Raw genomic sequence first — 11483 nt, 5'->3', positions numbered from 1 at the left:
TACGCGGAAGAGGGGGAATCTTTGATGAGGGTATTTGCTGCGTTATTCATTGGTCTGGGTCTTGCCGCATGCGGCGATCCGTTAGCGGGCGTAGACCGGCTCTCGGATGTCGATATCGTCGCCACTGATCCGGTGGCGGCTGCGCTTCCCGATGCCGAAGAGGTCGCGCGCGAAGGCTTTTTGGGCACCGAAGCGGCACAGGGCGAGATCCCCGAGGGCGTCGATGCCCTGCAGAATCAGGAATCCGCACATAGAGGTCTTTTTGCGGGTCTCTTCGGTAGTATCGGGGCAAAAAGTCAGGATGACGAGGTAGAGAAACTTGCAGCACTGCCGTCGCCCGAGCGCCAATCGGATGCTGCGCCGGTACAGGAAGAACCGGTCAGGACAAAAGCGCGCGCGGACTCCGGCCCCGATGCGCGCGACGTGCCTTTCGGGGCGGTGTTGGCCTTCGGTGAGGTCGCGCGGGTCTGCGACGCCCGGGGAAAGTCTTTGGGCAACAAGGTCGCCCAGATCGGCAAGCGCGGTATCGCTCTGTATGACAGCAACCCCGGAAACATGAGCAAACGGACTTTTTATCTGACAGGTTTTGGCGACAACTGCCCGCGCCAGTTCACCGCTGCAAACGCGCTGTTCGGACCACCCTCGTTCTACGAACAGTTGCGGTTCGGTCCGGCGGGCGGAAACCTGCCCTATGCCGAAACCGACAAGGCGTATGACGGGATCAAATCTAAGGTATGCCGCGCGGGCAAATCAAAACCCTGCGGCGGCAAGATCGGCCGCCTCGAGGCAGACACGGCATTCTTAAGCGCCTACGAATTCAACGAACACAACGGTAAGTGGAAAGAGTTCCTGATCCACGGCGGCGACATCGTTGCAGCGGCTCTGAAAAAACTGAACTGAGACGTCGTGCGACAGCGTTCAGTAGTGCGGCGGACGCTCGTCCCCGATGACGATCCCGCCGCTGCCGGCCGCTTCGCGCTCTCCTTCGCGGCGCATGAGCATTTCGACACGCGCCGTCAAACGATCAATCTCCCGCTGCTGTTTCGTGACGATATCGGAAAGATCATCGACCGTCCGGGAAAGATGCGCGATTGTTTCTTCAAGCTGTTCCATGATCCGCACCTAAGACGCTTTGACGGCCTGCGCAATGGTCTGCGCATAGTTGCGCGCGCTTGCCCCGCTGGCGCGCATCCGGTAGAGGCTCGGCGCAAGTAGATCTCGTTGCAGAGGACCGTCATGGCCAAGCCAAAGAAGACACCGCGCCCAAAGGCCGAGACGCCGCGGGGGTTTCGTGATTATTTCGGCGCTGAAGTGACGCAGCGCGCCGAGATGCTTGCCAGGATCGCGGACGTTTATCATCGCTACGGCTTCGATGCGCTGGAAAGCTCGGGCGTAGAGCGGGTCGAGGCGCTGGGCAAGTTTCTGCCCGATGTGGACCGCCCGAACGCAGGCGTTTTCGCCTGGCAGGAGGACGCTGAAGCGGATAAACCCGGCGACTGGTTGGCACTGCGCTATGATCTGACAGCGCCGCTGGCGCGGGTCTATGCCCAACACCGCAATGATCTGCCGACGCCCTACCGCCGCTACGCGATGGGGCCTGTGTGGCGCAACGAAAAGCCGGGTCCGGGGCGGTTTCGGCAGTTCTACCAGTGCGACGCGGATACTGTCGGAGCGTCGTCGGTTGCGGCGGATGCAGAGATCTGCGCGATGCTGGCCGATTGTCTGGAGGAAGTCGGGATCGAACGCGGCGACTACATCGTGCGGGTGAACAACCGCAAGGTGTTGAACGGGGTGTTGGAAGTCGCAGGTCTGTCGGGCGACGACAAGGAGGCTGAGCGTGGCATCGTGCTGCGCGCCATCGACAAGCTGGACCGTCTCGGGCTGGACGGCGTGCGCGCGCTGCTGGGGGCAGGGCGCAAGGACGAGAGCGGCGATTTCACCGAAGGTGCGGGGCTTGATACCGCGCAGGCCGACGTGATCATTGGCTTCATGCAGGCGAAACGGGACGACGGAGCCGGGACCTGTGCGCGGCTGCGCGATCTCGTCGGTGAGAGCGCAACTGGCCTTGATGGGGTTGAAGAGCTTGAAACCATCGCGGCGCTGTTGGCCGCTGGGGGATACGGTCCCGACCGGATCGAGATCGGCCCCAGCGTCGTACGCGGGCTGGGCTATTACACCGGCCCGGTGTTCGAGGCGGAGCTGACATTTGAGATCACCGATGAGAAGGGCCGCCCGCGCAATTTCGGGTCGGTCGCGGGCGGCGGGCGTTATGACGATCTGGTCAAGCGTTTCACCGGCCAGGAAGTGCCGGCGACTGGCGTTTCCATCGGCGTTGATCGTCTGCTCGCGGCGCTTCACGCCAAGGGGCGCATGGCCGCGTCCGATCATGGTCCGGTGGTGGTCACGGTGATGGATAAGGCACGCATGGCCGATTATCAGACGATGGTGGCCGAGCTGCGACAGGCGGGCATCCGTGCGGAAGTGTATCTTGGCAATCCCAAGAATTTCGGCAATCAGCTGAAATACGCGGACAGACGGCAAAGCCCCGTCGCGGTGATCGAAGGCGGCGATGAACATGCCGCAGGGGTCGTCCAGATCAAAGACCTCGTTCTGGGCGCCAAGATTGCCGAGGATGCGACGCTTGAGGAGTGGCGCGACCGCCCGAGCCAATACGAAGTGCCCCGTGATCAGTTGGTCGCGAAGGTGCGGGCCATTCTGGAGTTGTACCGCTGATGCCGACGCGGGCCCAAACGAATGCAAAGGCCGCTGCCTTGCGCGCGCATTTCGAAGCGCACGGCGCGCAGGCCATCGAGCCGCCGCTGCTGCAACCTGCGGGCACTCTGCTGGATCTTTACGGCGAGGACATTCGCGCGCGCGCGTACGTCACGTCAGACGCGCTGCGCGGGGAGCAGATGCTGCGCCCCGATTTCACCGTACCGGTGGTACAGATGCATATGGCCGACGGGGCGGAGCCGGCGCGGTATACCTATGCCGGCGAGGTGTTTCGCCGTCAGGAGCGTCACGCGGACCGGCCCAATGAATATGTTCAGGTGGGATATGAAGTGTTTGCGCGTGATGACCCGGCGGCCAGCGATGCCGAGGTGTTCGCGCTGATCTCGCGGGCGCTGGCCGATTTGCCGGTGCGCGCGATCACCGGCGATATCGGTATGTTGATGGCGGTTGTCGCGGGTTTGCAAACGTCACAGTTGCGTAAGGAAGCTCTGATGCGCCACATCTGGCGGCCCCGGCGCTTTCGTGCGCTTCTTGAGCAGTTCGCGGGCCGGACGCCGGTATCGCCCGCCCGACGGGCACTGCTGGAGGGCAAGGTCGCATGTGATGCGCCGCTGGTGGGATTGCGGTCGCACCGTGAAATCGAAGCCCGCATCACCGCGCTGAAGAACGACGCCAAGGTTCCGCCGATCAAGGCGCGCGATGTGCAGATGATCGAGGCGCTGCTGGACATCGGTGCACCGATGCCGGATGCCCTGGCACGGTTGCACGATCTGTCCGTCGATCTGCCCGCGATCGTGCCAGCCGTGGCGCGGGTCTCGGCGCGGATGGATGCGCTTGCCGCGCGCGGTATCGATGTCGCCAGCCTGATGTTCGACGCCAGCTATGGCCGTGCCTCGATGGAGTATTACGACGGTTTCGTTTTCGGATTCAAAGCCCGCGACCGGACCGATCTGCCACCGCTCGCGACCGGCGGGCGTTACGACGCGCTGACGCGGCGTTTGGGCGATGGCACAGAGATTCCGGCGGTGGGCGGGGTTCTGCGGCCCGGTCTGATCCTTGAGCTGGAGGGCGTTGTGTGACCGTGAAACTGGGTGTGCCGTCAAAGGGGCGGCTGATGGAAAAGACGTTCCAGTGGTTTGGTGCGCGCGGTATAACGCTGGCGCGCAGCGGATCCGACCGAGAGTACGCAGGTGCCGTGGATGGCATCGAAAACGTCTCGCTTGTGCTACTGTCGGCGGGTGAAATTCCACGCGAACTGGCCGCTGGACGCATCCACCTAGGGGTAACCGGTACTGATCTGGTGCATGAGAAGCTCGTTCTGTGGGAACAGAGCGTGAAGCGCGTCGAAGAGCTGGGATTTGGGCATGCAGATCTGATCCTTGCGGTGCCAAAGGCATGGATCGACGTCGACACGTTGCACGATCTCGATGCCGCCGCCGCCGCGTTCCGTCGTACGCACGGGTTCCGTATGCGCATCGCGACAAAGTACCATCGGCTCGTGCGTGAATTTCTGCGCGAGGCGGGCGTGGCGGACTATGCATTGGTCGACAGCCAGGGTGCGACAGAAGGCACCGTTGCGAACGAGACCGCCGAGGCGATTGCAGACATCACGTCTACCGGCGAGACGCTGCGCGCGAACCATCTCAAAATACTGAGTGACGGGCTGATGCTGCGATCACAAGCCACGCTTTGGCAGTCGCGCACCGCACCATTGAACCGCGAGGAACGCGCGAGCCTGCACGAATTGCTGCGCAGGCTCGGCTAAAGCACGCCGATCTCGGCCAGCGCCCGGTTCAATTCCACCGGCAGCGGATCTTCCTTGCTGCGGCCCTTGGGCAGATCGGCGGGCGCATCTTCGACGGTCAGGTACCGCCAACCCTGAAACGGGCGGCGCAGGGCGTTGACGGTGGGAATCACTTCGTGATCCAGAACGATGCCGCACCGGCGGATTCCGTCCGCCCCGATCTTTTCATCGAACCGCAGCACACGCTGGCGCGCCGAAATTTCACCCTTGATCACCCAATAGATTGATCCGCCGTTGAGAATTTCATCGACCCGCTTGGGCCACATGCGGGTCAGATGGTAGTATTGCCCATCCGTCACCTGCTTGGACCGGTTGCGTTGCCAGTTCATCATGTCTTCGACGCTTTCCGTGCCGACGGACAGTTTTATCAGGTTTACGGTCTTGCTCACAGGCTTACCCACCATGTTATCCAGAGACTCACTTCTGAGCTACGATATAAGGTAGCCTATAGCACGCAAACTGCAAACTGTGGTGGTCTGACGCATCGTCAGCACTGCAATGAACGGTGGCCTTTTATGAAGGATGGAGTATGTTCCGCGTCCGTCCTGACCCCAACCCGAGGAATCGCCATGACCCGCTTTGCCGCCCCCATCGCTGAACAGATCTGGGATATGAAGTATCGATTCAAAGCGGCCGACGGCACGCCCCACGATGTGACGGTCGAGGATACATGGCGCCGCATCGCACGTGATCTCGCGCAGGCCGAAAACGACAAGGACGCGTGGGAAGAGACATTCTACGGCGCGCTGGAAGATTTCAAATATCTGCCAGCGGGGCGCATTACCGCGGGGGCAGGGACCGCGCGGCGGGTGACGTTGTTCAACTGCTTCGTGATGGGCACGATTCCTGACAGCATGAGCGGCATTTTCGACATGCTCAAGGAAGCGGCGCTGACCATGCAGCAGGGCGGCGGCATCGGTTACGATTTCTCGACGATCCGGCCCAAGGGCGCGGACGTGCTGGGCGTATCGGCGGATGCTTCCGGGCCGCTGTCGTTCATGGACGTGTGGGATGCGATGTGCCGCACGATCATGTCCGCCGGTTCGCGTCGCGGCGCAATGATGGCCACAATGCGGTGCGACCACCCGGACGTGGAAAACTTCATTACCGCCAAATCCGATGCTGCGCGGCTGCGCATGTTCAACATGTCGGTGCTGGTCACCGACCCCTTCATGGAAGCAGTCAAGGCGGACGGATCATGGGATCTCGTCTTCGACGGCAAGGTCTACAAAACCGTGCAGGCGCGCGATCTGTGGAACGCGATCATGAGAGCAACCTATGATTTCGCCGAACCGGGCGTGATCTTCATCGACCGGATCAACACTGCGAACAATCTTAGCTATTGCGAAACCATTGCCGCTACGAACCCCTGTGGTGAGCAGCCTCTGCCGCCCTATGGTGCTTGCTTGCTGGGCTCGATCAATTTGGCGCGTCTCGTGACCGGGCCGTTCGAGGACACGGCCACACTGGATGTCGACGCGCTCAATGCACTTGTCGCAACTTCCGTGCGGATGATGGACAATGTGGTGGATGTATCGAACTTTCCACTCGACGCGCAAGCGCAGGAAGCGCACAACAAGCGCCGGATCGGATTGGGCGTCACCGGCCTTGCCGATGCGCTGCTGATGCTGGGCCTGCGCTATGGATCGGACGAAGCGGCGCGTCAGACCGAAGACTGGTTGCACGCGATCGCCCGCGCCGCCTATCTGGCGTCGGTGGATTTGGCGAAGGAAAAAGGCCCGTTCCCGTTGTTCGACGCGGACGCCTATCTGGCGTCCGGTACCATGCAGCATATGGATGAGGACGTCCGCGATGCCATCCGCACCCATGGCATTCGCAATGCGCTGCTGACCTCCATTGCACCAACCGGAACAATATCGCTGTATGCAGGCAATGTGTCCTCGGGGATCGAGCCGGTCTTCGCCTATGCGTACACCCGCAAGGTGCTGCAGAAAGACGGCAGCCGGACTGAAGAAGAAGTCGTCGATTATGCTGTGCAGATGTGGCGCGACAAATTCGGTGATCAGGAGCTTCCCGGCTATTTCGTGAACGCGCAGACGCTGGCGCCGCTGGACCACGTCAAGATGCAGGCAGCCGCCCAGAAATGGGTGGACTCGTCAATTTCCAAGACCATTAACTGCCCCGAAGACATCAGCTTTGACGCGTTCAAGGACGTTTACATGGAAGCGTGGGATTCAGGTTGCAAGGGATGCACGACGTACCGTCCGAACGACGTGACAGGGTCCGTGCTGTCCGTGTCCGAAGACAAGAAGGACGCCCCCGAGGTAATCAGTCAAAATGGCGAGGAACCTCAATCGCCACATGGTGACGTTATCTACATGTCCGAGCCGCTGGACCGTCCCGAAGAACTGGAAGGATCGACCTACAAGATCAAATGGCCGGACAGCGAGCATGCGCTCTACATCACCGTGAACGATCTGGTCGTGGGAGGCCATCGGCGTCCGTTCGAGGTTTTCATCAACTCTAAGAACATGGAGCATTTCGCCTGGACTGTAGCGCTGACGCGGATGATATCCGCCGTATTCCGGCGGGGCGGTGATGTGTCGTTTGTCGTCGAAGAGCTCAAAGCTGTGTTCGATCCACGCGGGGGCGCGTGGATGGGCGGCAAGTACATCCCGTCGATACTCGCGGCGATTGGCGGAGTTATCGAGCAGCATCTCGTGGCGACCGGTTTTATCGCCGGTGAGGGGAAAGGCTTGAAATCCGATCCACAAGCAAAAGTCGTTGGACTGGAGAAGCCGCGCGGCAAAGCGTGTAGCAGCTGCGGTCAGTACGACCTCCGAATGATAGAGGGATGCATCACGTGCGGCAGCTGCGGACACAGCAAGTGTTCTTAATGAACCGCTAAGTTTTTGGCTTGTCGTGATCTGACCACCAATAAATAGCCATCGGCCGGGCTGAAATGTCCATTTCGCAAGCAAAATAAGTCAATCGGGCGGAAACGCCCGATTTTTGCGGTTTAGGCCCCCTTATAGGCTAAATGGGGGTTCGAGCCTGCCAGGGAGGATATGGGGCGGGGGTGTGGCCACCAAAAACAAATTCTTGTTTTTCCGCCCACCAGAGCCATCCGAATGTGCAGCCGCAACGCCAGACCGATCAATCCTTGGGCTACCTTTGATGAAGTCTCCCGAGCATCCAGAGGCGTATCTGCACATCACTCATACTCTAAGTTTAAGACCTGAACCCAGTCCAGGTGTTGCAACGAGAAAAGGGCGGCTCGCGCCGCCCTTTCATATCGTTTTTCAGTGTTTCTATCGTGAACGCTGAGCGCGTAGCGCGCTTTCGATGCGTGCGAAGGCTTTGATTGCGTCATGCTTTGAATGACGCCCAAAACAAGAGGGGCATCGAAAGCTATCTCCGCTCCCCTTCTGGATCGAATATCCCAAAGCCAAGAAGGCCTCCAAGGCGATTGGGGTCATCGACAAGGAATGTGAGGCTATTCCGGTGACCGAAAGGCCAATGATTTCGCGGCTGCGATGGGTGTACAGCCGATCCACCAGAAGACGTGATTTCTGTGATGGGAACTTTTGGTTCAGCCAGAGCGTGATATCGCAAATATCTTGCTCTGGCCCGAATGAGCGAGGGTAATCTCTCAGACGCTTTTCTTTAATGATCTGCAACACACAACGCAGATCATTCGGCATGGCGAAACCTCCCGTGGATTTCGCTGATCCGAGCGCCATGCCACCGCACCATGTCGGATGCAGCGAAGTTGCGCTCCGATCCAATGCGGTCGAGCGATGAGGGCGACTGATCCGCAAGAAAGCGGGTGATATCGTGCACCGCGTCTTCGACGGCATCCGCGTCCGGAAAAGGATGGCTGAAGGCGCTATGCAGACGGCACAGCGCTTCGAAGCCCGCGGGATCGTCGAGCGCGTCGAGCAGATCGCACAGACTGGCACCATTTCGGCGCAGGTGTCTTTCGGTCGCGGCGACCGCATCAAAGCGGGCCTGGCTGATATTCGGGGTGTTTGTGTTGAGCATGACTGTCTCCCTTGCATGCATGAAAGGTGCTGGTGGTGCCTATTCATCGGCGTCATGTGCGCTGCGTTCGGGAGAGCCGGGGAGCATGTTCCTTTCAGTTGGTTTCAGAGGCTGGTGCTGGTGCTGGTGCTGGTGCTGGTGAAGAGAACATTGGTCGTTCTTTTGAGAGACGAAGAAGAAATCTGTCCTGCGGGACAGTTTATTGTTCGTGCCACTGTTTAGACGATGCTCTTTCCGCTTGGGCATCTTGTGCTGCGCTCCCAAAAGAGTGTCGCCGGTCGCGCGCACTACGCGACCGGTTCCGCATGTCAGGCTGCCTTCTGCGCCGGGAGGTCGAGCGCCTGTTTCTCCCACTTCGCATCCAGAGTGCTGATGTCGACCAAAAGATCATAGAGCCGGTCGGTGAGTAGGCAGAGGTGTTCGACTTCCTCGCTGGCGGGGTCGAGGAAGACCCAATTGGAAAGGTCGGGGTCGTGCGCCTCACCGGCAGGGTCCAAAGAAAGGAGGCGATGGAGATTGACCAACCTGAGGCGCATTGTGCGGTCAAGGCGTGGTGCCTTGCGCAGCATCGACATGAGGCGCAGAACGTGGGCTGTTCCGGCCTCGCCGGCGATCCTGCCCGCGGCGTTACACAGGTCGGTTCCGTGCTCGGCGACGAATGTGCGGGTGATGGCAAGTTGCGGTTCTGCGGACAGGGTCTTCGTGGGGAGCGTGCGCAGCATGTTGGTCCTCCTGTTTGTTGCGCGTCTGCCGTTCGTGGCAGCTTCAAGCCTGTGCGTGGTCCTGAGGTTAGCGTTTGCGTTGTGCCGACTTCGTTTCTGCTTCTCGAAATCAACATTGGCCAATCATCCGCAGCACGAAGAAAAAACTTCGATCTTTCTGATACCCTGCTGCGGCAGTTCTCGGGCCAAACAATCATGCCTTTAGCTGGCGCTGCGTTGCGAATGCTGCATGTCCCCAGGAGGTCATCCTCACCGGCTTAATTTCAAACCTCGCTTTACGAGGGGTAGGAGGTCCGGCGCTGCCCCGAAGCAGGTATGTTAAAGTTTTTTTGTTTTAGCCAGAAAAATGCTTTCGGCTGAACGCAACCATTCCATTTCCTCTGTATGACGGATGGGCATGGAGATGCCCTCGGCGACCGCACGACGAGCGAAGTTAAAGGAGGAGGCGCAAATTCCAGATGACCTGGACGCTCGTGAAAATTGTACATCACTGAAGACGCAGCGCGCTGCTGGGATCTGATCATTCCCCAGAGATGTTGGCATTCACTCGAATGGAAGCCTCAACGTGCATCCGAGGCGCCCCCCATTTCATCTGTCAAAGAAGGCTGACCTTGGCGGTCTTCGAATTCCCGGCCACCGACGGGAGACGACCTCGAACGCGGTGGCGCTCGTTCTAACCGCAGCGGAAAACCGATGACTTTGATAGCACAAGCATTGAGTTTCAACTTTATGACCAAGCGACCCGGGTTGCCGGTACGGAAACTCTGACGCGTGTAGCGCTGTGGTCTGAGGTGGGCGTGGCGGGTTCCCGCGCGCATTCCAAGAATTGAAGCGAAAAGTGACAACGGACCCGCGCCGGCATTCGTGCCTGGTGCAAAGCATCACCGATCTCAGCCCTGAGTTGCCGGTCCCTTTGAAAATGTTGCAAGACAGACGGCAGCGCTTGGCAGGCGCTATCGAAGCGACCGGCGTTAGGATGTCCTTCGTATCAAAAGTTGGGCTCCTTCAATTTTCAGCTTTCGGTACGATCCTCTGAGAGCGGGCATCGTATCTGAATTGATGCAATGTCCCGTCTTCAATCAGTTTAGCAGCCTGGCCGACGTGATCTGGCAGGACATAAAACCATTCCTTAGGGAATACTTTCTTCCCGAACCGGTCGGTGACGAAGAGTTCTCCAGGACGAGCCGCTGCGAAGAAGCGATGCAGTAGGTTTTCGACTTTGCTACGCGACAGGTTTTGCAGGCTGTATGTCGCCACAATCTCCACCGGTGCCAGAAGAAACGTTGGATCGTTTCTGGCGTCTGCAACGCGGCGGGCAACGTCTTGGCTGGTTACGCCGATCTTGTGCAAGATCATGCGCTGTCCTTTGATTTCGGGATTTTCGGATCGGGAGCGAGCAACATAGATCGTTCCCGACAGTTCGAGCTGATCACTCTCCCATTCAGGATCAAGCGGCCCGAGGCCGACCTTCTGGACCATGCGAGCTGTCTTGTCCTCATTCAGGGATTTGCGGAATGATGACATGAGCGGGTCGCTCTCTGTGCCATTTGAGAAGATGACGCGAAGCCGATGGTCGCGCGCGCCGCCACGGGCGGTCATTTCCGACTTTTCAGCGATCATGGCGAGCAAACCGTTCCTGATGAAGAAGTCCCCTTCGATCGGCTCGATTACCGACCATTTCCGTACCGGGTTTGCTTGGCGTTCACCTGCTTCCAGACCGCGCTGCACCGTCTCGAATCGCTCCCGAAATCGCTCGAAATCCTGACAGGGCACGAAGTCTGCGCGATGATCGGGAACATGGCGTTCTGCGGATGGCGTGGTGTGCTTGAGACTGACCAGTGACGCGTCAACATCAAGATCATCATCTGCGAAGATGTCATCCAAACTGTCGGGAATTTCATCGTCGACAGGTTCATCTTGCCAGGAACGCGGCGTGGGGGTCGCATCCTCTGTCAGCAAGCCCAACCGATCCACGGCCCGCATCTGATCGGTGGGTGCCAACTTCACGGCGTCCCAGATCGCGCCAAGGCGCATCTCATCATGATCCATTGCATCTGGATGCGGAAGGCGCGACTGACGCTCATAGAAGGCGGTTACTTCGAGCAAGGCTGCGACGCCACGATCCTGCGAAGGATTGCCGCGTCCCGCGCGAAGTTTGACATCCAATAGGCCGAACTCGTCGTCTTCCTCGAAAATGTCTTCCAAGCTTAGGCGCGACA

Annotated in this window: 12 protein-coding genes; 6 read left to right on the top strand and 6 right to left on the bottom strand. The window is 59.5% G+C overall.

The window, feature by feature from the left end; genetic code table 11:
• Nucleotides 1-24: 24 nt before the first annotated feature.
• Nucleotides 25-900 (top strand): hypothetical protein, encoded by an 876-nt coding sequence (locus tag Q1A06_RS09185; protein ID WP_299561924.1) that lies wholly within the window; start codon nt 25-27, stop codon nt 898-900.
• Between the two features lie 18 nt (nt 901-918).
• Here the strand turns inward: Q1A06_RS09185 and Q1A06_RS09180 are convergent, their stop codons facing one another.
• Nucleotides 919-1113 (bottom strand): SlyX family protein, encoded by a 195-nt coding sequence (locus Q1A06_RS09180; protein WP_299561921.1) that lies wholly within the window; start codon nt 1111-1113, stop codon nt 919-921.
• A gap of 123 nt (nt 1114-1236) precedes the next feature.
• Here Q1A06_RS09180 and hisS point away from each other — a divergent pair, with 123 nt between their 5' ends.
• Genes hisS through hisG form a run of 3 tightly spaced genes read left to right on the top strand, consistent with a single transcriptional unit; the run spans nt 1237 to nt 4498 of the window.
• Complete coding sequence (hisS, locus tag Q1A06_RS09175) at nt 1237-2733, top strand: histidine--tRNA ligase (protein ID WP_299561918.1); 1497 nt, start codon at nt 1237-1239, stop codon at nt 2731-2733.
• Nucleotides 2733-3812 carry an ATP phosphoribosyltransferase regulatory subunit gene (locus Q1A06_RS09170; RefSeq protein WP_299561915.1) on the top strand — a complete coding sequence of 360 codons (1080 nt, stop codon included), beginning with the start codon at nt 2733-2735 and terminating at the stop codon, nt 3810-3812. Before hisS ends, Q1A06_RS09170 begins: the two co-directional genes overlap by 1 nt.
• Nucleotides 3809-4498, top strand: coding sequence for an ATP phosphoribosyltransferase (hisG, locus tag Q1A06_RS09165; RefSeq protein WP_299561912.1), 690 nt, complete (start codon nt 3809-3811; stop codon nt 4496-4498). The genes Q1A06_RS09170 and hisG overlap by 4 nt, the downstream gene beginning before the upstream one ends.
• On the opposite strand, the gene Q1A06_RS09160 is transcribed toward hisG, so the two are convergent.
• Entirely contained in the window at nt 4495-4926 is a 432-nt protein-coding gene (locus Q1A06_RS09160; RefSeq protein WP_299561909.1) for a DUF1489 domain-containing protein, read from the bottom strand. The genes hisG and Q1A06_RS09160 overlap by 4 nt on opposite strands.
• A gap of 180 nt (nt 4927-5106) precedes the next feature.
• On the opposite strand from Q1A06_RS09160, the gene Q1A06_RS09155 reads away from it, so the two are divergent.
• The gene (locus Q1A06_RS09155) at nt 5107-7395 is read left to right on the top strand and encodes an adenosylcobalamin-dependent ribonucleoside-diphosphate reductase (protein WP_299561907.1); all 2289 of its coding nucleotides are present in this window, start codon (nt 5107-5109) and stop codon (nt 7393-7395) included.
• 414 nt (nt 7396-7809) lie between these two features.
• Here the strand turns inward: Q1A06_RS09155 and Q1A06_RS09150 are convergent, their stop codons facing one another.
• Nucleotides 7810-8202, bottom strand: a complete 393-nt coding sequence (locus Q1A06_RS09150; protein ID WP_299561906.1) for a hypothetical protein — start codon at nt 8200-8202, stop codon at nt 7810-7812.
• Nucleotides 8192-8542, bottom strand: a complete 351-nt coding sequence (locus Q1A06_RS09145; protein ID WP_299561903.1) for a hypothetical protein — start codon at nt 8540-8542, stop codon at nt 8192-8194. Before Q1A06_RS09145 ends, Q1A06_RS09150 begins: the two co-directional genes overlap by 11 nt.
• 54 nt (nt 8543-8596) lie before the next feature.
• On the opposite strand from Q1A06_RS09145, the gene Q1A06_RS09140 reads away from it, so the two are divergent.
• Nucleotides 8597-8764: a hypothetical protein gene (locus Q1A06_RS09140; RefSeq protein WP_299561901.1), complete on the top strand. Its 168-nt coding sequence runs from the start codon at nt 8597-8599 to the stop codon at nt 8762-8764.
• A gap of 86 nt (nt 8765-8850) precedes the next feature.
• Here the strand turns inward: Q1A06_RS09140 and Q1A06_RS09135 are convergent, their stop codons facing one another.
• Together Q1A06_RS09135 and Q1A06_RS09130 are read right to left on the bottom strand one after the other, a co-directional pair.
• A complete protein-coding gene (locus Q1A06_RS09135; RefSeq protein WP_299561899.1) occupies nt 8851-9264 on the bottom strand; it encodes a hypothetical protein in 414 nt (137 codons plus the stop codon).
• A gap of 1005 nt (nt 9265-10269) precedes the next feature.
• Entirely contained in the window at nt 10270-11469 is a 1200-nt protein-coding gene (locus Q1A06_RS09130; RefSeq protein WP_299561897.1) for a GIY-YIG nuclease family protein, read from the bottom strand.
• Between the last annotated feature and the right edge of the window lie 14 nt (nt 11470-11483).

This window comes from uncultured Sulfitobacter sp. (assembly GCF_947497275.1).
Classification (GTDB): Bacteria; Pseudomonadota; Alphaproteobacteria; order Rhodobacterales; family Rhodobacteraceae; genus Sulfitobacter.
This window is presented reverse-complemented; position numbering and strand designations above follow the sequence as displayed.